This is a genomic window from Klebsiella sp. MPUS7, from assembly GCF_009905335.1.
Lineage (GTDB): Bacteria > Pseudomonadota > Gammaproteobacteria > Enterobacterales > Enterobacteriaceae > Klebsiella > Klebsiella grimontii.
This window is the reverse complement of record NZ_CP047604.1, coordinates 5,105,539-5,129,024: the sequence shown is the minus strand read 5'-3', so window position 1 is coordinate 5,129,024 and position 23,486 is coordinate 5,105,539. Positions and strand designations below refer to the sequence as shown.

The window sequence follows — 23,486 nt, the reverse complement described above, 5'->3', positions numbered from 1 at the left end:
CTGAGAAAATGAAAGGAATATAATTTCCAGTGTATCAAATGAAGCGAATTTTTCATTTACTACGATGAAATACGCGATTCATTTCACGAAGATCCAGAAAAAAGCCCGCATCTTCGAAAGAGGATGCGGGCGGGGGCTGAATCAGCCGCGGGCTTCTCGCCAGTAGCCGATGAGCGTAAGGTAGTTGCGTTTCACTTCGTTAATCAGCGCCTCGTCGCTGAGCTCGCCCTGCATCCAGCGCCGTGAAGGCTGGCCAAAAATGGTGCGTCCTACGGCAAAACCTTTGATCATCGGATGCTTCGCCGCTTCGGCAAAACCGGCGCGCAGACGGTCCGAAGGGGCGTCCAGGCCGAGGATTAAGATCCCGCGGCACCAGCTATCTTCTCGCGCGATCAGTTTGCCGATCCTTTCCCATTCCGCGCTCGACAGCGGCGGCAGCTTCCACCAGTCCGGCTGGATGCCCAGCTGATAGAAGTGCTCCAGCATGTCGTGGTAGTGGCGTTCATCTTTATCCGGGCCGTTTTCCGGCAGGATGATTTCCAGCAGCAGCTCATGCCCGGAGTTGTTGCACGCCTGCCAGACCTCCAGCAGCAGCGCATCCTGTTCGGCGCGCAGCTCGGCGGGATCGGCCGGATGATAGAAGACCAGGCATTTCACCACGTGCTCCAGCGGCCAGTCGATCAGCTGGGAACCGATGTTGCCATGTTCCAGGCGCAGCGGGCGCGAGCTCGGCATTTCAATCGGCCGACCAATCCACCAGCCCTTGCCGGTGATGGCATTGAGCGAGCGCTGGCCGTAGGTGCCATCGGCGAGGATGCCGCTGCGACCGTCAAGACCGGCTTCGTCTGCGGCGGCTTCCGCGGCCGCCAGCAGCAGCAGCTTCAGCTGCGGAATGCAGGATTCATCACGCCCGGTTTCCAGCGCCAGATCTGCCAGCTGTTTACGGTGGTCAAAGGCGAAAATGCACAGCTCCGGCCACGCCTGGTGGCGGCTGGTGACGCGATGCAGATGGTTGAGGCGATCGTCGATATCCGGACGCGGGACCGATTCTGCCCGCGACAGATAGTCGTCAAGCTCGGCTTTGGTCGGCATCGCGGGCGCGCAGCCGTGGCGTGAAACCACCAGCGCGCCGCAGGCGTTAGCGTAGCGACAGGCCTGCTCCCAGCCTTCATCGTTAAGCCAGCCGCGCAGCAGGCCGGACATAAAGGCATCGCCCGCGCCCAGCACGTTAAGCACGTCTACGCGTACGCCCTGCTGTAGCGGCACGCTATCCCAGCTGTCGGGAATGGCGCCTTCCAGCACCACGCAGCCCATCGGGCCGCGCTTGCAAACCAGCGTCGCTTTCGTGGCGTTACGCACGTTTTTCAGCGCGGTCAGGGTATCGGTGCTGCCGCCGGCAATATGAAACTCTTCTTCAGTACCGACCACCAAATCGAACAGATGCAGGACTTCCTGCAGTTGGCTGGTCACCTGGCCGGATTCAATGAAACGCGTTTCACCGTCACCTAAAGAGGTTAAACCCCAAAGCACCGGACGATAGTCGATATCCAGCGCGGTGCGCAGGCCGTGACGGCGTGCGTACTCCAGCGCCTTCAGCACCGCTTCGCGCGTGTTGGCGTGCGAAAGGTGGGTGCCGGTTACCGCCAGCGCCCGGGAAGAGGCGATGTACTCTTCCTTAATATCTTCTGGCGAAAGGGCCATATCGGCGCAGTTATCGCGGTAAAAAATCAGCGGAAACGTCTCCTGATCTTTAATCCCCAGCATTACTAACGCCGTCAGGCGCTGCTTATCGGTGATCAGATATTCGGTATCGACGCCGGCGCGGCTCAGGGTTTCGCGAAGAAAACGGCCATTATGCTCATCGCCCACGCGGGCGAGCATCGCCGATTTTAATCCCTGAATGGCGGTGCCGAAGGCGACGTTGCCGGAAGAGCCACCCAGGTATTTAGAAAAACTGGCGACATCTTCCAGCCTCGCGCCAATCTGCTGGGCATAGAGATCGACTGCCACCCGGCCAATACAGATGACGTCGAGTCGCTTTACTGCTGCATTCATAGCTAGGGTTTCCTTTTGCATTTCTGCTGTACGGAAGAGTCGGACTGCCGACAGCGTCTCCGAAAACAGCCTGAGGGTTATTGGTTACCCTTAGTTTGAGAAATAAATATTTCATTTGCAAACTAGATCGAAATTAAAAAACCAAAAATGTGAGGGATATACCACTATGCCGCGCTGAGCCTCATTCTGCCTCGGATCCTGCACAGCGGCTGAAAGTTAAACGGACGTCAGTTGAACATCTATCTTTACCTATGATTTTTAAGGGGATATTAAGAGGTGGACCGCGTAATTTGCGCGTTATCCCCGATACAGGATGCGAATGAAACGGGTGAAATGCATAGAGAGTTTGATCCCTCTCGCAAAATGAAATATTTCTTCTGTATTTCTATTTAATGAAAAAAATGTTTGCCTATAATCCAAAAGTATTCCAGTGACGTTAACGATTTTCCTGACTCATCGCTTGTATCGCTGCGCAAGGCAAAACGCTAACCCACACGCAAATACTGAACAATAAGGATTGGGCAACATGGGCAAACTGAGACTGACAATGGCGCAGGCGCTGGTGAAGTTCCTGGATAACCAGTACCTGGAAGTCGATGGCGAAGAGCATAAGTTCGTCAAAGGCATCTTTGCTATCTTTGGCCACGGCAACGTGCTGGGAATGGGGCAGGCCCTTGAACAAGATAGCGGTGAAATGCGGGTCTATCAGGGGCGTAACGAGCAAGGGATGGCGCATGTCGCTACCGGTTTTGCCAGACAGTCCCTGCGTCGTCAGATTATTGCCTGTACCTCCTCCATTGGCCCCGGCGCGGCAAACATGATTACCGCCGCCGCCACCGCGACTGCCAACCGCATCCCGCTGCTGCTGCTGCCGGGCGATGTGTTTGCGACCCGCCAGCCTGATCCGGTGCTGCAGCAAATCGAACAGAGCCACGATCTCAGCATTACCACTAACGACGCGTTTCGCGCGGTGAGTAAATACTGGGATCGCATCACCCGTCCGGAACAGCTGATGAGCGCCTGCATCAACGCCATGCGCGTGTTGACCGACCCGGCGGAAACCGGTGCGGTCACGCTTTGTCTGCCGCAGGATGTCCAGGGCGAAGCCTGGGATTATCCGGAGTCGTTCTTTACCCGTCGGGTACACCGCCTTGACCGCCGCCCGGCCAGCGCCGCGCAGCTGGCGGATGCCGTGGCGGCGATTAAAGCCAGCCGTAAGCCGCTGATCGTCTGCGGCGGCGGGGTGAAATACTCCGGCGCAGGCGAGGCGTTGACCCGTTTTGCCGAGCGCTACGGCGTTCCGTTTGCCGAAACCCAGGCGGGTAAAGGCAGCGTTGTCTCTTCGCATCCGTATAACGTGGGCGGCGTCGGCGAAACCGGCTGCCTGGCGGCGAACCTGTTGGCGAAAGAGGCGGACTTAGTCATCGGTCTTGGCACCCGTTTCAGCGATTTCACCACCTCGTCAAAATGGATTTTCCAGCACCCGGGCGTGCGTTTCCTCAATATTAACGTCAGCAACTTCGATGCCTGGAAGCTGGATGGGATTCCGATGCTGGCGGATGCCCGCGAAGCCCTCACTGCCCTGGACGGCGCCCTGTCCGGCGAATCCTGGCAGGCTGGCTGGGGCGAGCAGATTGAAAGCGTGCAGAGTCGCCAGCTGAAAGAGACCCAGCGCGTTTACCAGGCGGTGTGGCAGGAAACCGCTTTCGTCCCGGAAATCGACGACCATCTGGATCGGGAATCGGTGTATCGCGAATTTCGCCAGATAACCGACTCCACCCTGACGCAAAGCAGCGTTCTTGGCGTACTTAACGAAACGCTGCCGGCGGATGCGGTGATTGTAGCGGCGGCGGGGAGCCTGCCGGGAGACCTGCAGCGCGTCTGGCGCAACCGGGCCACCAACACCTATCACGTTGAATACGGCTACTCCTGCATGGGGTATGAAGTCAGCGCCGCGCTGGGCGTGAAGTTAGCCCAGCCGCAAAGCGAGGTCTATTCGCTGGTCGGCGACGGCTCGTTCATGATGCTGCACTCCGAGCTGGTGACCTCCCTACAGGAGCGCGCGAAGATCAACATCGTGCTGCTCGACAACATGGCCAACGGCTGCATTAACAACCTGCAAATGGAGCACGGGATGGACAGCTTCGGCACCGAGTTCCGCTTCCGCTGCGCCGAATCGGGCCAGCTGCAGGGCGGCCTGGTGCCGGTAGATTTCGCCACTGTTGCTGCCGGCTACGGCTGCAAAACCTGGCGCGTCACGACGCTAGAAGAACTACGCCACGCGCTGGACGCCGCGCGCCGCGAAACCGTCAGCACCCTGATAGACATTAAAGTGCTGCCGAAAACCATGGTGCACAAATACGGCAGCTGGTGGAACGTCGGCGTCGCGCAGTCTGCGCTCTCCGAACGGATCCGCAAAGTGGCGCAAATGATCAATGAAAAACGCGCTCAGGCGCGGGATTACTAAAACAGAACACAAACCCTGAACCCTACAAATCTCGGGAGAAAACCAACTATGTCACTCAAATTAGGTGTCATCGGTGCCGGCGCTATCGGTAAAGAACATATCCGTCGTTGCACTCAGGTACTGCAGGGAGCCACGGTAGTGGCGGTTTCGGACATCAACGAAGAGAACGCGCGCGCCGCGGTTGCGCTGCCGGGCGTGCATGCCGAAGTGTACGCCGACGGTCATGACGTGATTAAGGCCAGCGATGTGGATGCCATTCTGGTCACCTCATGGGACCCCACCCACGAAGAGTACACGCTGGCCGCCATCGCCGCTGGGAAGCCGGTGTTCTGCGAGAAGCCGCTGGCGATGAGCGCGGAAGGCTGCCGCCGTATCGTTGATGCGGAAATGAAAGCCGGTCGCCGCCTGGTGCAGGTTGGATTTATGCGCCCTTACGACGAAGGCTATCTGGCGCTGAAAAAAGTGATCGATGACGGCGACATCGGCGCGCCGCTGATGCTGCGCTGCGCGCACCGCAACCAGTCGGTGGGCGAGAATTACACCACCGATATGGCGATCACCAACACCCTGATTCACGAGTTGGATGTGCTGCGCTGGCTGCTGAATGACGACTATCGCTCCGTGCAGGTGCGCTTCCCGCGCTCCACGTCCCACACCCATGCGCGCCTGAAAGACCCGCAGATCGTGTCGTTTGAAACCAAAAAAGGCACGCTGATCGATGTGGAAGTCTTTGTGAACTGCCAGTACGGCTATGACATCCAGTGTGAAGTAGTAGGGGAAACCGGAATTGCCCGCCTGCCTGAGCCGTCGGCCGTGCAGATGCGCAAAGCCGCTAACCTGTCGACCGCTATTCTGACCGACTGGAAGGATCGCTTTATCAAAGCGTATGACGTTGAGCTGCAGGCCTTTATCAATGATGTTCAGGCCGGCCAGCTGCACGGCCCATCGGCGTGGGATGGCTACGCGGCGTCCGTCGCTGCCGACGCCTGTATCAAAGCGCAGGGAACCAGCGACCCGGTTGAGGTGACGCTGCCTGAATGCCCGGCATTCTACAAACGCTAATCCCGCTTTGCTGACGGAACTTCTTTGCACAGGTAACGACGATGAAAATTGCTTTTGACGTTGATGTTATTAAAGACCTCGGGGTTACCCGCATGGTCCACCAGGTGGCCGAATGGGGCTACAAATACATTGAGCAATCGCCGCACCCGCAGATCAACCCGTTCTACAAGCACCCGCGGGCCAGCCGGGAAATTATGGCTGAGTACAAGCAGGCGCTGCGCGATACCGGCGTGGAGCTCTCTTCGTTTATCTGCGTCTACCGCTGGTCCGGTCCGGATGAGCTGCGCCGTCAGGCGGCAGTGAAAAACTGGAAACGGCTGATCGAAATCGCGGTTGAAATGGGTGTACAGGTGATCAACACCGAGTTTTCCGGCGATCCTAACCAGCCGGAGATTTGCGATGAGATGTTCTATCGCTCCATGGAAGAGCTGCTGCCGATTTTTGAGCGCGAAGGCATCCGCGTTGAAATTCAGGCGCATCCGTGGGACTTCTGCGAAGAGAACAACGAAACCGTCGATATCGTGAAGTCGTTCCGCAGCGATAACGTGAAGTACGTTTACAGCGTCCCGCACACCTTCTTCTATGACAAAGGCGTGGGCGACGTTGAGAAGATGCTGCGCTACGCGGGAAGCGATCTCTCCCACGTGCTGATCGCGGATACCCGCAACCATACAAAACATTGCCGCTATATCGTTAACCCACCGGGCGTAGATGCCGTCGTTCACCAGCACGTGGGCGTCGGGGAAGGGGATGTTGATTTCGACGCGCTGTTCCGCACTCTGCGCGATATGAAATTTGCCGAACAGACCTTCAAGGTCGGCGGTGAGCCAATTGTGGCCACCTCGCTGTTCGGTTACCCGGAAAAAATGAAACACCAGGCAGTGGAAACCCGTGAACTCATCGAACGTGAATTGCTGCGCCGGTAAGGCGCAGCGGCAGGAGCCCCTACTATGAACAAAGATAACGTAAAACTGGCCATCGCCCCGATTGGCTGGACTAACGACGATATGCCGGAGCTGGGCAGCGAAAATACTTTCCAGCAAATCGTCAGCGAAATGGCGCTGGCGGGCTTTACCGGCAGCGAAGTCGGCAGCAAATATCCGCGCGATCCGGCGGTTCTCAAGCCGATGCTGGATATCCGCGGCATTCAGATTTGCAACGCCTGGTTCAGCACCTTTTTTGCTAACGGCCAGCGGGAAAAGACCATTGACGAATTCGTTAACCACATGAATTTTCTGCATGCTATGGGCGCGAAAGTCATCGGCTGCTCCGAGCAGAGCGGCAGCATTCAGGGGCTGGAAAAGCCCATCCTGGAGAATGCGAAACCGTGCTTTAGTGAAGAAGAGTGGCAGCGGGTGGCGGAAGGCTATAACACCCTCGGTCGTCTGGCGGCGGAAAAGGGCATGCAGGTCTGTCTGCATCACCATATGGGTACCGGTATCCAGACGACGGCAGAGATCGACAAGTTTATGTCGCTGGTGGATGACAAAGTCTTCCTGCTCTACGACACCGGACACGCCTGGTATTCCGAAGGCGGCGAAGAGCCGATGCTGGCGATTCTGAAAAAATATCTGCCGCGCATTAACCACGTACACCTGAAAGACGTGCGTCCGCCGATGATCGAGCAGGTGCGTCGCGAAGGGCTCTCCTTCCTTGACGGCGTGAAGAAGGGGACCTTCACCGTGCCGGGCGACGGCGTCATTGATTTCCGTCCGGTGTTCAAACTGCTGGACGAACATGGTTATAAAGGCTGGATGGTGGTTGAGGCCGAGCAGGATCCGGCGCTGGCCAACCCATTCGAATACGCCGTAAAAGCGCGCAAATATATCCGCGAGACGGCAGGAATCTAATCGTTGTTTCATTTTCAGGCCATACGTCGTATGGCCTGCTTTTTTTCCTCTGTCGTGACGGCGAAAAAGCGACGCTGAACGTTTCCCTCTCCTTTTGGGAGAGGGGCAGGGAGAGGGAAAAGTTTACTTCACTTCCGCCAGCGCGGTCTTATCGACGTAGGGCTTCATCAGCGCATCGGCTTCCTTCTGCGCCGCCTGCACCGCGGCTTCCGGGGTAACGTTGGCATCATTGACCACCGCGGCCAGCTGGTTTTCCATCGCTTTACGCACGGCAACGGTCTCCCAGGTGGAGTACCACGGATGGGCATACTTCAGCTGTTCGAGGGCGATAGCCGCGCGCGGATCCTGCTGCAGATACGCCTTCATTTCCGGCGTATCGTAGGCGGCCTTACGCGGGGAGAAGTAGCCGGTAAAGCGGCTCCAGGCGCCGTTGACCTGCGGGCTCACCAGATACGTCAGGAACTGATACGCCGCTTTTTTCTGCGCGTCGTTGATGCCCTTGAAGCTCACCAGGCTGGCGCCGCCGATCGGTACCGCGCGCTGCTCTTTGGCCGGCAGCATCGCCACGCCCAGTTCAAAATCTTTGCTGTTCTCGCGCATAAAGCCCAGCGCGCCGGTGCTCAGCATCGCCATTCCGACTTTGCCGGAGAAGAAGCTGGCGCCGATCTGTTTCGAATTCAGCACGCCGGAAGGCATGACTTTGTCTTTATAGACCAGGTTCTGCCAGAAGCGCAGGGCGCCGATGGTGGTTGGCGTGTTGTAATAGACTTCGCCCGGATAGTCCTCGTTAAAGTATTTCCCGCCGTTGGCGCGCACCAGCGCCGAGAAGATCCAGCCGCCGTAATCATCGTTGGTCGACGGCAGCATGATCCCCCACTGGCCTTTGCTTTCGTCGGTCAGCTTTCTGGCGTCCGCCAGCAGCTCGGCCCAGGTTTGCGGCGGCTGTTTGATACCGGCCCGATCGAACATTGTTTTGTTGTAGTAGAGGATCGGCGTCGAGTTATGGAACGGGATCGCATAGGTGGTGCCCATCACCTGGGCGTTTTTATGCATTGCGGGCCAGAACGCCTTCACCAGAAAATCCCCGGCTTTTTGATCGCCATACTGGAACAGCTCATCCATCGGCAGGATCTCATCCTTCAGCGCCAGATCGGTGGTGAAGTTAGCGGACATAATCACCAGCGCGGGCGGCTGTCCGGCCTTCTGCGCTGATTCGGCTTTGATCTTGGTGGTGTCGTAGTTACCGGTAAAGATCCCGCGCACTTCGACATCCTGCTGCGACTCGTTGAATTGCTTAATGACGCGGGTCATCTCCATGGTCAGCTTACCGTCCACCGGCGCCGGAAACATGAAGTCGATCTTCTCTTTCGCCTGCGCCGCGCCGCTCAGGGCAAGGCTGAGCCCAACCGCGAGAGCGGTGAGAGGTTTAAACATGGTCTGTCTCCATCAGTAAATTATGCTGTTTCTCAGCATGAAAAAGATGCACATCGGCAGGTGAAAAGCCGAGGATCAGCGAATCGCCTTTCTCCGGCACCGCGCCGCGATGGCGACGGCTAAAGCGTAGGGTGCCGATGGGGGTGCTGACGTGGAGCAGATAATCGGCTCCCATCAGTTCTCGTTGCAGCACGGTGGTGGGCAGGCGCAGATGGCTCTCCTCCACGCGGTCGCTGATATGTTCCGGGCGAATGCCTAACCACACCCGGGATTCTTCACGGTAGCGCGGCGGCAGCGGATAGCGCAGCTCACCCAGTAATACCTCACCATCAGCGCAGGGCAGCGAGAGCAGATTCATCGCCGGAGATCCGATAAACCCGGCGACAAACAGGTTGGCCGGGTTGGCGTAGAGATACTCCGGTCGCCCGACCTGCTGTACGTGGCCGCCGTTCATCACCACGATGCGGTCGGCCATCGACATCGCTTCCGTCTGGTCATGGGTGACGTAGACGGTGCTGGTTCTGAGCTGCTGGTGGAGGTCCATAATGCTGTCGCGCACTTCGCTACGCAGGCGGGCGTCAAGGTTGGAGAGCGGCTCATCCATCAGGAACAGGCGCGGATTGCGCACAATCGCCCGCGCCATCGCCACCCGCTGCCGCTGGCCGCCGGAGAGCTTCGCCGGCTTGCGATCGAGCAGGGTATCCAGCTGCAGCATTTGCGCGACTTTATCCACCCGCGGCTGCCAGCTGGTTTTCTCCTCTTTGCGTACCTTCATGCCGAAAGTGATGTTGTCGCGCACCGACAGGTGCGGAAACAGCGCATAGTTCTGAAAGATCATCGCGAAATTACGCTCTCTGGGCGACATGTCGGTGATGTTCTCATCGTGCAGCCAGATCTCCCCCTCGCTGACCGGCTCCAGCCCGGCGAGCAGGCGCAGCAGGGTGCTTTTACCGCAGCCGGACGGGCCCACCAGCACCACGAATTCCCCTTCGCGAATATCCAGCGACAGGGCGCTGAGGGCCGGTTTACCGTCAAACTGTTTACTGATGTTTTGCAGACTAAGCATGGCGTTTAGCGATCTTCCGTTGGGCAGCTGATATTTTCGTCGTACATCCACGGTCCGGCGTAGTGGGTCAGCGGATGCTGATAGCTCACCCACTGCTCGTCGACCTGGCGATGCATCAGGCATGACGCCGGAGAGAGGTCGTAATACGGTCGGGTATCTTTATGAAAGTAGGGCACCTGGTGGACGGTTCCCGGGATGGTGGAGATGATGGCCTGGCGATACTGGGTCATGGTCAGGCTGTGGTTATGGCCGCAGAAAATGCGCGTCAGCGACGGGAAACGCTCAACCAGCGCCAGCAGACGATGGCCGTTTTCGCAGGCGATAGGGTCCATCTGCGCGTTGCCCAGCGGCAGCGGCGGATGATGCATAAACACCGTCGCCGGTTTATCGCCGCCATCAAACAGCTGAGACTCCAGCCACTTGATGGTTTCCTCGGTCAGCCAGCCTTTCGACGTACCCGCGCGGCTGGAGTCGATAAACAGCAGGCGAGTGGCAAAATCGTCTACCGCGTAGTGTATGTTTTGCGCATCGCGGCCGAGCTGCGGGCACAGCGGATGCAGGTATTCCAGAAACAGCGCTTTATCGTCGTGGTTGCCGGGAATGAGATACAGCGGATAGTTCAGGCTGCCGAGGATCTGGCGGGCGACCTCATACTCTTCCGGGCGGCCGCAGTTGACGATATCGCCGCTCACCACAACCGCGTCCGGACGCTCCTGCAGGGCGTTCAACTGGGAGACGACGTCGGCATTAGCGGCGTTGACGTCAATAAAGCCGTACAGCTTCTGGCCGCGGCTGCGGAAATGGGTATCGGAAATTTGCGCTAACAGCATGAAGAGCTCCTTATTTGATCCCGGAGAAGCCGAAGCTTCGCAGGAACTGTTTCTGGAAGAGGATGAACGCGAGCATCAGCGGCAGGCAGACCATCAGCGTGCCGGCGCCGATGATGCCCCACTGACCGCCGGATTCGGCGCCCATGGCGAACGAGACCAGCCCCACGGTCAGCACCTGTTTGTCCGGGTCGTTCAGCATCATCAGCGGCCACAGATACTCGTTCCAGTGGTAGGTAATGCTGACGGTGGCGAAGGCCAGCACCGACGGCCAGGACATCGGCAGCAGCACGCGGAATAGCACCTGCCACCAGCGACAGCCCTCCATCAGCGCCGCCTCTTCCAGCTCTTTGGGTATGGCCAGAAACGCCTGACGCATCAGGAACACGCCGAACGCCGAGGTGAAGTAGGGCATCATTACCCCAGTGAGGGTGTTGAGCAGGCCGAAGGTTTTCAGGGTCAACATGTTCGGCACCATCATCACCACAGGCATGATCATCAGCTGGACGAGGAACATCAGGAACAGCGTCTTCTTGCCGCGGAACTCGTGGCAGGCGAAGACGTAGCCGGCGGTGGTGATGGTCAACAGCTGCGCGAAGAAGGTGCCGAAGGTGAAGATAAGGGTGTTGGCGTAGAGGCTCAGCCAGTCGGCGCTGGCCCAGGCATCGCGGAAGTTATCCAGCGTCAGCGGCATACGGGGCAGCAGCGAGGCCATATCCTCGCCGAAGGTCGTGGCGCTAAACGAGGTTGCCAGCATCCATAAAAACGGGCTCATCCACAGCAGCGCCAGGCAGCACATTAATACCGTGAGCGTAAAGGGCTGCGAGCGGCGCAGGCGCAGCCACAGCGGGCGTGATGCGCTGTGCGATCGCAGCGCCAGCGGCGAGATTTCAGCGCTCATAGTGCGCTCCTTTCTCCAGCAGTTTGAGGTTAATCAGCGAGAAGGCAAACAGCCCGGCCAGCGTCAGGAAGGTGGCGGCGGAAGCTTTACCTAAATCATGGGTGTCCCAGGCGAGGTTCTGGATGTAGTAGAGCAGCACGGTCGTGGCGTTATCCGGCCCGCCGCGGGTCATCACCGCCACGTGGTCGATCTGGGTGATGGAGTAGATCAGCGCCGTGGTTATGACGAAGCTCAGGGTCGGGCGCAGCAGCGGCAGCGTCACCTTAAAGAACACCTGCGTGCGGGTGGCGCCTTCCATTATCGCCGCTTCGCGCGTGGAGGCCGGAATGCTTTGCAACCCGGCGAGGAAAAACAGCATGTAGTAACCGGCGAACTTCCACACGCCAATCAGCGCCAGCGCCAGCAGCGCGCTATTGCTGCGCCCCAGCCAGTTGTTGTTCATCGGGCCGAACAGCTTCGCCAGATAGTGGTCGAGCAGGCCAAGGCCGGGCATAAAGATAAACAGCCACAGCGCGGCGGCGCTGACCATCGGGATAATCATCGGGAAGAAGAAGGCGGTGCGCAGCCAGCGGTTGACGCGGTGATTCTCGGTCAGGGCGACCGCCAGCAGCAGGGCGAGCGTCACGCCCGGTACCACCGTCAGCAGGATATAAAGCAGGTTATTCACCAGCGACTGCCAGAAGACGCTGTCGGCGAACAGACGACTGAAGTTCTCCAGCCCGACATACTGGCCGCCGTCGCTGACTATGCGGGTATCGAACAGGCTGTCATAAATCGATCGCCCGAGGGGGAACCAGGTAAACAGCAATAAAAACAGCAGGGAAGGCGACAGTATCAGCCAGGGGAGCCAGGTTTTTCTCATGGTGGCGGACGTCTCATTCAGGCGTTTGTAGAAGCCCGGATTGTGAGAAGGATTGACTGCAAACGTATGGCGGGGAGATGACGGTTTAATGACCAGGGAAACAAGCGCCGGGCAGACGGGCCGCCCGGCATCACCCCGGTCAGTGGCGTTCAGGCCGCGCGGCTGCGGCCTGAAGCATGACGAGGAACGATCAGAAGTCGGCTTTCAGCACCACGCGGTAGCGGGCCTTGCCCTCGCGAACGTGCTTCAGCGCCTCGTTGATCTGCGACATCGGGAACAGCTCGGTGGTCGGCGCGACTTTGCTGCGTCCGGCAAATTTCATCAGCTTGCGCAGCTCGGCCGGGTTGCCGGTGGCCGAACCGGAGATGCTGCGGTCGCCGCCAATCAGGGTAAACGCGGGGACCGGGAACGGCTTCATTACCGCGCCGACGGTGTGGAAGTTGCCGCCGTATGCCAGCGCTTCAAAGTACGGCTGCCAGTCGAGGTCGACGGCGACGGTGTTGATAATCAGGTCGAACTGGCCGGCCAGCGCCTTTAAGGCTTCGGGATCGCGGCTGTTCACTACGCGATCGGCGCCCATTGCCAGCACTTCCTGCTCTTTCGCCGGATTGGAGCTGAAGGCGGTGACTTCCGCGCCCATCGCGTGCAGCAGCTTGATGGCGATATGGCCGAGGCCGCCAATGCCGATGACGCCGACGCGGCTGTTCGCCGTGACGTGATGCATCAGCAGCGGTTTGAAGACGGTAATGCCGCCGCAGAGCATCGGCCCGGCGGATTCAAGATCGATGTTTTCCGGCAGCGGGATCACCCATTGCCAGTCGGCGCGCAGCTTATCGGCGAAGCCGCCGCGGTTGATGATGGTGGGCACCGAGCCTTCCAGACAGTTCACGTGGTTGCCGCTGATACAGGCGTCGCAGTGGCCGCAGCTGCGCGCCGTCCAGCCAATACCGACCTTCTGGCCAACCTTCAGCCCTTTATCCTGCGCCGCGCTGCCCAGCGCCGCCACCCGGCCTATCACCTCGTGACCGGCCACCAGCGGATAGCTCGACATGCCCCATTCGTTGTCGATCATCGACAGGTCGGAGTGGCAGATCCCGCAGTACTCCACCTGCACTTCGACATCTTCCGGCTTAAGGTCGCCGGCATCGTACTCCCACAGCGACAGATCGGCGCCCGCTTCTTTGGCGGCGTAACTTTTAATAGTGCTCATGACAGTTTCCTTGGGTTTGGCGTAGTTAAGAAGGAAGTGTAGAGCATGGGGCGAGGGGACGCTTGGCAGAAGGAGGGGGGAAGCTTGCGCAAGCTGGCTTCTCTGCGAGAGAGAAGCCGTCGCGATAGTTCAGCTTTTGAGTAACAGCGCGTTGAGCCAGATTTCGCTCCGCTCCGGGCGCTTATCCACTGTCTGCCACATGTTGGCAAGACGGATATCCGCCAGCGGTTCGACCAGCGCCGTCAGCCCTGCTTCATCGAGATCGGTAAACCGCCGCCCCTCTTTTTCTCGCTCGCCTGAACCGTATTTAAATGAGACGTACCAGACGCCGCCGGGTTTGAGGGCCGTAGCCAGTTTGTGCATCACTCCCGGCAGCTCCGCGGCGGGAACGTGCAGCAGCGAAGCGCAGCACCAGATGCCGTCATATCGTGCGCTTTCGCTGATACTTTGAAAGGTCGCCTGACGCACGGCCAGCCCGCTGTGTTGCGCAGCCCGCTCGACCATGGCTGGTGAGGCGTCAAACGCCTCGACCCGGTAGCCCATATCGGCAAAGGCTTTGGCATCGCGTCCGGAGCCGCATCCCGCATCGAGGATCAGCCCGTTCGGTTCAATTGCCCCGATAAAAGGCGCGTACAGAGAGGTCATATCGACAGCGACGGTTGAAGCCACGAAGCTGTCAGCATTCTGCTGGTAGTAGTTGATTGTCATCAGAATATATCCGTTCCGGCGGCCTGAGGTTCCCATTCATGAAGGAGCGTAATGCGCGCAGTGTTCCAGATTTTGGCGAGGAAGTCATCGCGGCGGACGGTCGTGTTGCCGGTCTGACGGATTAAGGTTTCACGCAAGGGAAGGTGGCTGGTAATAAAATATTCGTTTCTGTCGCGCAGGCGGCGCAGCAATTTTGCCGACGGTACCCGCATAAACTTGCCCTTCTCCCCGCGGTTGCAGCTCTTGCAGGCGAGAACCAGGTTCCAGACGCCGTTGATATTCGCCACCTCGCCGCGCGCCGCCCACGGGATAAAGTGGTCAACGTCGGCCAGGTTCTCATCCCCGCTTTCGAGACTGATCGGCTTATAGCAGTAAAAGCAGCGGCCTTTTTGGTAGCCGTTCAGGCTGTCGCGACAGCTGGAGATGGCAACCCGTCGGGTATTCAGGGTGCTGAAGAGCTGCTGTTCGGCGGCATCATATTCTACGGCGATCAGGCTGCTGGCGATGTTCATCGCCCACGCCTGCTCCACCAGACGCCAGCGGGCGTCCGTTTCGTGGATCAGGTTCTGGTACTGCTGGCGCTCCGTCAGAGAATAAAAGTCGTCGGTCAGGCGGATGCCTTGATGCGTTTTACGCTCATCGATAAAAAAGCGCCTGGCGATTTCGCCCTGATTCACGTTATGAAATTTATCCAGCACCACGCTAAAGCCGAGCTTAACCGTTGCCGCGATGAGCTGATCCTGGGTTATCTCCTGGCGATTGAAGCGGCTACAGGCGCTGAGATACTGGCTTTTTGGCGACGTGATCTGTTTGGGGGCGTGCTCAAGATGGCGACACAGATGCTGGCTGAACGGCACCGCAAGCTCCTCGAGGCGTATCAGATCGCTACCGTCGCGGCGGATATCGTACAGCGCATGCGCCAGCGCAAACTTATAGGAGGCGACGTTTTTGCCAAAAAGAATAATGCCGCGCCAGTAGTTCTCCAGCGTCGGTTCGATCTGATAGAAGCGCATTGCGGAAATCCTGTTTTGGGAAAGTACCGGCGTTATTACGCGTACTAATAACAGGATCTGATAACAAATTGCCGAAAATGTAAACCGGATTGAACCGTTTTCAGGATTTTGCGAGCAGACTCGGAGAAAGAGGAAACCGCGAGTGGGAAAGGTGAGAACGAGGGGTTATATCTGGAACGTATTGAATGTTGGCCGAAATGCGGCTTGCGCTGTTTTTTTCAACACTTAGCGTGGCGATCGCACTCTGCCGCTTGCGCAGCAGCCAGTGACAGGTATAATCCAGAACGTTTTCCGTATCCTTTCCGTGCCGGAGTGGCGAAATCGGTAGACGCAGTTGATTCAAAATCAACCGTAGAAATACGTGCCGGTTCGAGTCCGGCCTTCGGCACCAAATCCCCCAATCAGTCCACTAAAATACTTTTTTGTATCTGCATTTCATCATTTGAAAACCTCCTGTTGAGGCATCTGTTCTTCTGGCTCCGACATGGCTAGTACAGCATGCTCCCCGCTATCCACCCGCGCTTCATCCTCACACCACCTTTCAAACAGCCTGGCGAATCTGGCGCTTTGCCAGGTTTCTCCAACCTGGCTTAAGATAAAGCCAGTGACCACAATAGCGGAAATAAAGTAAAACAGTGAAAATGCGATAACCGAATTTACGCCCCCGCTGGCCAGTAACGATTGTATTGTTGTCCACCAGGCGCAAGCAAAAATGACGATTGAAATTAGCCAGAAAACCCCGCTAACGATGTGAAAATTTTTAATTTTTTTAGCATCTACAGAAAAATGATTTTCATCACAACGATATAAGGATGGGTTTTTAAGGAAACTCATTAATCGTACATCATATGAGCCGATATTTTTATCAGCGATAAACGCGATCAGCTGATGGGCGTGCCAGACAGGGAGGGTAATCCCGATCTGCTCATACAAAAATTTCATTTGTACCGTCTGATGCGTCCTCGAGAGTTTAGTGTCGGGTATTTCAGCGTTCGCTATCTCAGCGATTTTATTCAGCACCTCTATTTTTGTTTCAATAGGTACCTTTTCGAAGCGGATTTTTCGCTTTGCTGGCGGGCTGGACATCACTTTTCCCGCCCAGTCGATGATCTTTTTAGCCACATATAAAACCGCGGGTAGCAAAACCAGCTTTGCAATATCTATCTCGTTAATGGCTCCCATCGTTATTCCTTTATAAAACGAATACGTAATGAATTTACAACACTGAATTTATTTTATGTAGCCCTCATTATTATGAGGGCTTCGATATGGCGAATTCCTGGGCTGGCTGCTGGTCTGACTTAATGCCAACCGCCTAATACGGCCCTGCCCGGAGGCTGTTATGCTTAAAGACTGAAGCCAATCTCCACCGATGCCGCACTGCGTTCCCCCTCGCCATGGTAAACCGCTTCGATATTGTTACCATCGGGATCGAGTACAAAGGCCGCGTAGTACCCCGGGTGATAAGTTCGCTCACCGGGCGCACCGTTATCACCGCCGCCGTGTGCCAGCGCTGCCTGGTAAAAAGCATCCACCGTCTCACGATCCCTGGCCTGGAAAGCCAGGTGATGCCGTCCTGTCGGCTTACCTGCGGAACCGGGGCTATTAATGGATGAAACAACAAGCTCATCAGCCCAAAAATAATCGTCGTAGGTATTCACGACAGGGATCTCAAGGACCGCCAGCACGGCTGTATAAAACGCTTTGCTGGCCTCGAAATCATTTACCACAAGCTGGATATGGTCGATAAGCCTGCCGCGATGTAATCGGTAAGTCTCCATGATGGTTTCCTCATTCAGTCGTATTAACAGGTATTTATCCGTTATCTAAAAGGAACGTTGTAGGGATTTGATGGATGAGTACAGGCCCGGAGTGGCGATATAGAGCATGGCATTAAAATCCTGTCTGTCACCGCAATCCTGACCCCTCAACCCCGTCCCCCAATCACTCCGATAAACTCTCTGACCTGCTTCTGCTTCCTGGCCGACAGCTTCTCCACCCTGCGCATCGCGGCTTCCAGCTCCGGTTCCGGCTCAACCGCCGTCAGCACAATACAGCCCTCCATCACCCGCACCTCCACCCGAGTGCCGGTCGAAAACCCTGCCGCCGCCAGCCACTCGCCCTTCATGATCAGCGCCGGAACAAGACGACGATCTGGCAAACGTCTCACATAACTCACCGTCAACTGACGCTTATTTTTCGGCGACACTTCTGGATCAAACGAATCTACAATACAATCAGCATTAGTCATGGTTGCTATTCTTGGTAAATAGTAATTGTGATCAGCGGTGCGGGTGTGTTGGCGCACATTCGCACCGCGCTAAATAACACCTGTAAACCTAACCAGTAATAAAAATAAAGTCCAGACTTTAATCGGACATAATAAACGCCTTTAACCGCAAATTAAGAATTAACAGAATACATGGTGCTATTAATTCGCGCCTGTGGAAAATGTCTTTCCTGATATTGCTGAAATAACCGCAAAGCAGATTCAAAAAAATAAAAGCGAGATAATGCGCGCAACAGAATGCCATGTCCAATTACGGGCACCCCATCTCTTTTGCCAGCGTACCCTTTCGGGACTTCAGGCGGTGGGCGATACCTGCCGGCAGGGCGGACCAGAACGAGAGCGCCGGATGAGTCCGCCGCTCAATCTCGTCCAGCCGCGCCCACGCCCCTGATTCAGATCGGAGACCTGCGGGGTGATATTGGAAAGATAGTTTAACGCCTGCCAGTCTGCGCTGGCGCCCAGCCCGGCGAGCGTCGCCTGATGCCCGCGATCGACCGCCAATGCTGCGCTGGCCCCTTTATATGCCGCGGGGGCAAGGGTATCCGTAGCGGGTAAATCCGGATCGCGCTTCCAGCTGCGCGAACGCCCGCTGGCCAGGCTGGCTTTGGTGATTTTATACGCCACCCAATTGGCGAATTTGCGGTGGCTGTTGTTGTTGAGCGTATAGGCTTCGCGCACCAGCGTCTGGTCGCTTCCACCGGACGGGCAGCCCACTTCACAATTATCTACATGGGATAACCCGGCAGCACACGCGGCGGCAAAAAATAACGACGGCAATACGCTGAATATTCTGAATAGCTTCATGTTGTTGATGACGTCACAGAGAAGATGAAATCGATGCATAAAAAGAAAAAACGCCCTGAGTAACAGGCGCGTTATTCACATATGAATCGCACAGATGAAGTGAGAGAATAAAATGAGTTAGCCGTTCGCAGCCGCGTGAAATATCACAAGGTGATTTAACATCACGCCGGATGATATTTTTTGATGTTTGAGATGATAGTGAATGAGAGCACATGACGCTCTGTTCGTTATTTTCTTTGCGCTGCACAGATGTGAGAATGCCCAACAAAGCGTCAAGCGGTCATGCATTCATGCGGTTGTCTGAAAAATTGTACCGGCAGGGGAAAACGCTTCTCTCGGCGAGGTGGATTACTCAGACTACACGAATGACCGATTAAGGAGAGAAGTTATGAAAAAGGAACGCTGGAGAGGCGTGCTGGCACTGGCCGTACTTAGTCTCCCCGCGCTGGCGGAAACAGGCGTTTCATTCAGCCACAAAGACTGGGAAGTGGTATGCGATAACACGCTGACCTGCCGGGCGGCGGGATACAGCGCTGAAGAAGGAAGCGGAGGTTCGGTGCTGCTGACCCGCCAGGCCGGAGCGGGCACCGCCGTCTCGGGAGAGCTGATGCTGGCGGAGGTGACCGACAGCGACGTTCTGCCGGGCAAACTGACGCTGTGGATCAACGGCCAGCCGGCAGGCGATGTGAAGCCCGCAAAAGAGAGCTGGCCGCTGTCAGAGAAACAGGCCCGGGCGATCGTTAACGCCATCAAAGGCAGCGGGAAGGTCGAATTTACAGGCGCGGAGGCGCCGTTTGTGCTTTCCGGCGAAGGCGCTTACGCGGTACTGCTGAAAATGGACGATGTTCAGGGGCGAATCGGCACGCCGGACGCGTTGACCAAAAAAGGCGACAGGCCGGAAAGCAGCGTCCGGGCGGCGATTCCCGCCCCGGTCATTCACCGGGTCATGCCTGAGAAGGCGCAGGAGAGAGCGTTAACCGCGCCTGAGCTGGCGGTGCTCAAGCCGAAGCTTCTGGCCACGCTAAATAACGATGATTGGTGCGATCGCCTCCAGCCTGAGGAGGGGGAGGAGCCTGAAACCATCAGCCTGACGCCGCTGGATAACGCGCATTCCCTGATTTCGGCCTTGTGCTGGCGGGCGGCCTATAACGAGGGATACGGCTATTGGGTTGTGGATAGCAAACTTGAGGGTAATCCAACGCTTATTACGGTTTCCGGTTCTGAGTATGGCGACGGCGAGATTTTTATGAGCCAGAAAGGGCGAGGGCTCGGCGATTGCTGGGGGACGGCGAGCTGGCTCTGGGATGGCACAACGTTCCGCAAAAGCCGTGAAGCGACCACCGGGATGTGCCGCTATCTTCGCCTCGGCGGGACGTGGGATCTCCCCACCTGGGTGACCGAGGTTAAACCGGCAAAGTGAAATCACGCGGCCAGAATCTCTCCCGACACACACGCCGACAGAGAGGACAGGGAAGGATCTTAACGATCGTCCGCGTCGCGGGATCGCGATCGACAGCGCCAGTGGCGTCAGAAAACTGACGCCTTGTTCAAAATAACAGCGCGGCTAATGTATTGCTAACTCGAATTAGTTTATGATTAATCCGTTCTGTTCGTTATGGAAAATGAGTTTATGGCCAAAACCGTTGAGCAAGTCGCCAGGGCGCTGGAAATCTCGATTACCACCGTGCGCCTGGTGCTGGGTGGCAAAGCTGAGCAGTATCGCATCAGCGCCAAAACGCAGCAGCGTATTAATGATTACATCGCCGAGAACGGGCTGGTCGTTAACCATATCGCCCGCAGCCTGAAGCTCAATAAAACCGAGACCTTAGGGCTGGTGATCCCGCGTTTATCCAACCTGTTTTTCTCCACCCTGGCGGAAAAGCTCGAAGCCTGCTGCCGTCAGGCGGGGTATCAGCTAATGATTGCCTGCACCTACAGCGACAGCGAGCATGAAAACAGTCTGGTTGAAGGGCTGCTGGCGCGCAACGTTGACGGGCTCTTCGTGGTGCCCTCTACCCGGGAAACGCAGCTGCATCATCAGAAGGTGGCGCGCAAGCGGCCGCTGGTGCTGCTCGACCGCGATTTTGGCGAGAGCGACGTGTCGCTGGTGGTGAGCGATAACTACAACGGCAGCAAAAAGCTGGTGCAGGCGATGACCCAGGCGGTGGACGTCTCGCCGATTTTTTTTATCGCCGGGGATACCCAGCAGCCGTCGATCCAGCGTCGTCTGCAGGGCTACCTGAGCGAACTGCCCACGGGCAAGGAGTGGATATTGTCCGCCAGCCATAACCGTCAGGAAGAGGGCAAACAGCTGATGCTCGATTTTCTCCGTCAGCACCGCGAGCCGCCGAAGGCGTTTATCGCCTCCTCTCTGCCCATTCTGGAAGGGACGCTGAGCGCGCTGCGGGAAACTTACGGCTTTATTCCGTCGGATATTCCCATCGGCACCTTCGATGAACATCAGATGCTGGGATTTCTGCCGAACGCGGTATGGTCGATGCGCCAGGATGAGGACGCCTGGGCGCAGCACGCGTTTCATCTGATGCAGCAGAAGCTGCAGGGGGAAAATGCCGATGTGAAGATCACCGTCCCGATGACCCTGATTCACCGCCCGCTGTCGGTGGAGAAGCAGCGGAGCCAGTAAATGACACGGCTTGTGTGAACACGTCAATCCCCGGCCGCGCTATGCTGGCCGGGGCTACAAATACCGCAGCCTGCGCGCGCTGGTAGCCCGGAAAAGGCGCGGGCGCCGCAATCCGGGAACCCTTCACGATCCCTCATCAAGTCAATCGCTGAACAAACCGAGCCGCCAGCCCGGCGTCCAGCTCCGGTGGCAGGCCGCTGATCCCGATGCCGCCAATAGCCAGCCCTTCAACTATCACCGGCTCGCCGCCCGGCATCGCCAGCAGCTGCGGGTCGTTAAATACCGCCAGCTGCAGGGTACCGGAGCTGACCTCTTGCGCCAGCGTTGCCGTCGGACGGCGAAAGCGCAGGGCGCTCCAGGCCTTGCGCTGCGCCAGCTGGCGCGGTAGCGGCGGGCAGCAAGCGTGCGCGCCAAAGGCGATGAGCTCGCCCTCAGTCCCGACAACCGCCACTGCCAGCCCCCGGGTTCGCGCATCGCTTTCCGTCTCCTGTAAAAACCGCGCGACCTGCTGGCACACGGCGCTATCGTTCAGGCGGACCTGGGGACAGAGCGCGTCATTGTCCGGCATCGGCGATATACCCCCGTAAGCGCAGATAGAGGTCATCCAGCTCGCCTTTCTGCACCGCCGTCAGCGCCACAAACGGCTCGCGGGTGGGGCCAGTATCGACGGTCTCTTTCGCGGCAAGATACTTCGCCGACTGGAACACGCCGCGCGCGACCAGCTGGTCCACCACCTCGTTGATCTGCTGCTGCAGGCGCTGCGCCCGGGCGATGTCGCCCTGTTGAAAGGCGCTGCGCAGGGCGAGAAACAGCTCCGGCTGCAGGTTAACCGTGGTGCCAACCGTGGCCGTCGCGCCCGCCGCGAGGCTGGAAAGGAAGATCTCATCGAAACCGTTAAAAAAGACTTTCTCCGGGTAGCGGGCGATCATTCGTTCCAGCGAATAGAGGTTATGCGAAGTATGCTTCACCCCCAGAACCTGCTCATCGCCGAGCAGCGCGTCGGCGCTCTGGGCATCCAGCTCGACGCCGGTAAACTGCGGAATATTATACAAAATCACCGGAATCGAAATGGCGTCCAGCACCCGACGGTAGTAGGCGATAATCTCCTCGCGGCTATATTTGTAGTAGTAGGGCGGCACCAGCGACACCGCGCTGGCGCCGTCCTGCTCGGCGTGCTTCGCCAGCTCGACGGCATCCCGGGTGCGCGGCGTCCCGACGTGGGCGATCACCGGCACGCGACCACCCGCCGACTGCACCAGCGTCGCCAGCACCTGCCGGCGCTCATCGAAACGCAGCAACGGCCCCTCCCCGGAGGAGCCGCAGCAGTAAAAGCCCTCAACCCCGCGTGCCAGCTGGGCGCGGGCGAGCGCGTCCAGCGCCGCGTAGTTCACCGACTCATCGGCGTGCATCGGCGTCACCACGGCGGAGATAATGCCGCGAAAAACCTGCCATTTATCGCTTACCATGCGGTCCAGCCTCCATCCACCACCACGTTGGAACCGGTCATATAGACCGAGGCGTCGGAGAGCAAAAACACCACCGCGCCGTTGTACTCGTGGGCTTTCGCCATCCGCCCGATGGGGATACGGCTGGTGTAGTTTTTCTGGAAGCGCGGGTCCTGATCGCTGCGCTCGACGCCGGAGAGGGTCAGAGTATTGACGCGAATGCCGTCGCGCCCCCAGTAGGTGGCGCAGTAGCGGGTAAAGTTATACAGCCCGGACTTTGCCGCCGAATAGGCCACCGGTTTGACGAACGGAATGCCGGTGTCCTCTTTTTTGTAGCTGTAGATATCCTGCACAGGGGAGACCACGCCGTAGATCGAACCGACGTTGATGATCGAGCCGCCTTTGCCGGCCTGTTTCATGCGCTTGCCGACCTGCTGGGTCATCAGGAAGGTGCCGACCAGGTTCACTTCCACCACCTCGCGGAACACCTCTTCCGGAAACTCTTCAAACGGGCCGGAGACTTCCGGCGGCGCGCTGGGCTGGGTGTCGACGCCCGCGTTGTTGACCAGGCCATCCGGGACGCCCCACTTCGCTTCAATGCTATCCAGCACCCGGTTAATGCTGGCTTTATCGGTAATATTCACTTCCGCGCACAGCAGGCGGTCGGAGTCCTTGATCGCCCCCAGCACGCGGTCGACGCGCGCGGCATCGACGCGGGTGGCCAGCGCCGCCACCTTCGCGCCGCGGTCGTGTAACGTCTTCACGTACTGCGCCCCCAGCTGTCCCAGGCCGCCGGTCACGATGATAACCTTGTCTTTAACCGAGAATAACGTGTCTTCCATTGTCCT

General features: G+C 57.8%; 21 protein-coding genes, 1 tRNA gene and 1 pseudogene. 7 read left to right on the top strand and 16 right to left on the bottom strand.

Going from position 1 to position 23,486, the window contains the following annotated elements; all coding sequences use genetic code 11:
* Positions 1–141: 141 nt before the first annotated feature.
* On the bottom strand, positions 142–2,055 hold the full coding sequence (locus GUC22_RS23955; protein ID WP_160183803.1) for a bifunctional 5-dehydro-2-deoxygluconokinase/5-dehydro-2-deoxyphosphogluconate aldolase: 1,914 nt from the start codon (positions 2,053–2,055) through the stop codon (positions 142–144).
* 526 nt (positions 2,056–2,581) lie between these two features.
* Between GUC22_RS23955 and iolD the strand changes: the two genes are divergently transcribed.
* Genes iolD through iolE form a run of 4 tightly spaced genes read left to right on the top strand, consistent with a single transcriptional unit; the run spans position 2,582 to position 7,434 of the window.
* The gene (gene iolD / locus GUC22_RS23950; protein ID WP_009652310.1) at positions 2,582–4,522 is read left to right on the top strand and encodes a 3D-(3,5/4)-trihydroxycyclohexane-1,2-dione acylhydrolase (decyclizing); all 1,941 of its coding nucleotides are present in this window, start codon (positions 2,582–2,584) and stop codon (positions 4,520–4,522) included.
* 48 nt (positions 4,523–4,570) lie between these two features.
* Positions 4,571–5,584 (top strand): Gfo/Idh/MocA family protein, encoded by a 1,014-nt coding sequence (locus GUC22_RS23945; RefSeq protein ID WP_004136140.1) that lies wholly within the window; start codon positions 4,571–4,573, stop codon positions 5,582–5,584.
* 41 nt (positions 5,585–5,625) lie between these two features.
* Positions 5,626–6,510 carry a sugar phosphate isomerase/epimerase family protein gene (locus GUC22_RS23940; RefSeq protein ID WP_116943921.1) on the top strand — a complete coding sequence of 295 codons (885 nt, stop codon included), beginning with the start codon at positions 5,626–5,628 and terminating at the stop codon, positions 6,508–6,510.
* Between the two features lie 24 nt (positions 6,511–6,534).
* Positions 6,535–7,434, top strand: coding sequence for a myo-inosose-2 dehydratase (gene iolE, locus GUC22_RS23935; RefSeq protein ID WP_116943922.1), 900 nt, complete (start codon positions 6,535–6,537; stop codon positions 7,432–7,434).
* Positions 7,435–7,557: 123 nt separating this feature from the next.
* On the opposite strand, the gene GUC22_RS23930 is transcribed toward iolE, so the two are convergent.
* From GUC22_RS23930 to GUC22_RS23895, 8 genes are all read right to left on the bottom strand, one after another.
* Entirely contained in the window at positions 7,558–8,868 is a 1,311-nt protein-coding gene (locus GUC22_RS23930; protein ID WP_024360501.1) for an ABC transporter substrate-binding protein, read from the bottom strand.
* Positions 8,861–9,934, bottom strand: a complete 1,074-nt coding sequence (locus tag GUC22_RS23925; RefSeq protein ID WP_049131474.1) for an ABC transporter ATP-binding protein — start codon at positions 9,932–9,934, stop codon at positions 8,861–8,863. Before GUC22_RS23925 ends, GUC22_RS23930 begins: the two co-directional genes overlap by 8 nt.
* 5 nt (positions 9,935–9,939) lie before the next feature.
* On the bottom strand, positions 9,940–10,764 hold the full coding sequence (locus GUC22_RS23920) for a phosphodiesterase (RefSeq protein ID WP_160183802.1): 825 nt from the start codon (positions 10,762–10,764) through the stop codon (positions 9,940–9,942).
* A 10-nt stretch (positions 10,765–10,774) separates the two neighbouring features.
* Entirely contained in the window at positions 10,775–11,662 is an 888-nt protein-coding gene (locus GUC22_RS23915) for a carbohydrate ABC transporter permease (protein ID WP_160183801.1), read from the bottom strand.
* Positions 11,652–12,524 carry a carbohydrate ABC transporter permease gene (locus tag GUC22_RS23910; RefSeq protein ID WP_116943932.1) on the bottom strand — a complete coding sequence of 291 codons (873 nt, stop codon included), beginning with the start codon at positions 12,522–12,524 and terminating at the stop codon, positions 11,652–11,654. The genes GUC22_RS23915 and GUC22_RS23910 overlap by 11 nt, the downstream gene beginning before the upstream one ends.
* A gap of 190 nt (positions 12,525–12,714) precedes the next feature.
* On the bottom strand, positions 12,715–13,734 hold the full coding sequence (gene ahr / locus GUC22_RS23905; RefSeq protein WP_098363503.1) for an NADPH-dependent aldehyde reductase Ahr: 1,020 nt from the start codon (positions 13,732–13,734) through the stop codon (positions 12,715–12,717).
* A 129-nt stretch (positions 13,735–13,863) separates the two neighbouring features.
* Positions 13,864–14,442 carry a class I SAM-dependent methyltransferase gene (locus GUC22_RS23900; RefSeq protein WP_024360497.1) on the bottom strand — a complete coding sequence of 193 codons (579 nt, stop codon included), beginning with the start codon at positions 14,440–14,442 and terminating at the stop codon, positions 13,864–13,866.
* Entirely contained in the window at positions 14,442–15,455 is a 1,014-nt protein-coding gene (locus GUC22_RS23895; RefSeq protein ID WP_160183800.1) for an HNH endonuclease domain-containing protein, read from the bottom strand. Before GUC22_RS23895 ends, GUC22_RS23900 begins: the two co-directional genes overlap by 1 nt.
* 306 nt (positions 15,456–15,761) lie before the next feature.
* Between GUC22_RS23895 and GUC22_RS23890 the strand changes: the two genes are divergently transcribed.
* Positions 15,762–15,846, top strand: a tRNA-Leu gene (locus GUC22_RS23890).
* Positions 15,847–15,893: 47 nt separating this feature from the next.
* Here GUC22_RS23890 and GUC22_RS23885 read toward each other — a convergent pair.
* The 4 genes and pseudogenes from GUC22_RS23885 to GUC22_RS23870 all read right to left on the bottom strand — a co-directional run bounded on the left by GUC22_RS23885 (position 15,894) and on the right by GUC22_RS23870 (position 18,459).
* Positions 15,894–16,637: a hypothetical protein gene (locus tag GUC22_RS23885; RefSeq protein ID WP_160183799.1), complete on the bottom strand. Its 744-nt coding sequence runs from the start codon at positions 16,635–16,637 to the stop codon at positions 15,894–15,896.
* Positions 16,638–16,801: 164 nt separating this feature from the next.
* Complete coding sequence (locus tag GUC22_RS23880; protein WP_142476949.1) at positions 16,802–17,236, bottom strand: VOC family protein; 435 nt, start codon at positions 17,234–17,236, stop codon at positions 16,802–16,804.
* 146 nt (positions 17,237–17,382) lie between these two features.
* On the bottom strand, positions 17,383–17,706 hold the full coding sequence (gene symE, locus GUC22_RS23875; RefSeq protein WP_004133486.1) for an endoribonuclease SymE: 324 nt from the start codon (positions 17,704–17,706) through the stop codon (positions 17,383–17,385).
* Between the two features lie 289 nt (positions 17,707–17,995).
* Positions 17,996–18,459: pseudogene (locus tag GUC22_RS23870) on the bottom strand (DNA/RNA non-specific endonuclease).
* Positions 18,460–18,937: 478 nt separating this feature from the next.
* Between GUC22_RS23870 and GUC22_RS23865 the strand changes: the two are divergent.
* Both GUC22_RS23865 and GUC22_RS23860 read left to right on the top strand, forming a co-directional pair.
* Positions 18,938–19,969: a DUF1176 domain-containing protein gene (locus GUC22_RS23865; protein ID WP_154923373.1), complete on the top strand. Its 1,032-nt coding sequence runs from the start codon at positions 18,938–18,940 to the stop codon at positions 19,967–19,969.
* 210 nt (positions 19,970–20,179) lie between these two features.
* Positions 20,180–21,193, top strand: coding sequence for a LacI family DNA-binding transcriptional regulator (locus GUC22_RS23860; protein ID WP_004133475.1), 1,014 nt, complete (start codon positions 20,180–20,182; stop codon positions 21,191–21,193).
* A 136-nt stretch (positions 21,194–21,329) separates the two neighbouring features.
* On the opposite strand, the gene GUC22_RS23855 is transcribed toward GUC22_RS23860, so the two are convergent.
* The 3 genes from GUC22_RS23855 to GUC22_RS23845 are packed head-to-tail and all read right to left on the bottom strand — an operon-like array spanning position 21,330 to position 23,480.
* Positions 21,330–21,761: a GlcG/HbpS family heme-binding protein gene (locus GUC22_RS23855; RefSeq protein WP_024360464.1), complete on the bottom strand. Its 432-nt coding sequence runs from the start codon at positions 21,759–21,761 to the stop codon at positions 21,330–21,332.
* Positions 21,748–22,659, bottom strand: coding sequence for a dihydrodipicolinate synthase family protein (locus tag GUC22_RS23850; RefSeq protein ID WP_024360463.1), 912 nt, complete (start codon positions 22,657–22,659; stop codon positions 21,748–21,750). The genes GUC22_RS23855 and GUC22_RS23850 overlap by 14 nt, the downstream gene beginning before the upstream one ends.
* Positions 22,653–23,480 (bottom strand): SDR family oxidoreductase, encoded by an 828-nt coding sequence (locus GUC22_RS23845; RefSeq protein ID WP_004133472.1) that lies wholly within the window; start codon positions 23,478–23,480, stop codon positions 22,653–22,655. The genes GUC22_RS23850 and GUC22_RS23845 overlap by 7 nt, the downstream gene beginning before the upstream one ends.
* Positions 23,481–23,486: the final 6 nt, after the last annotated feature.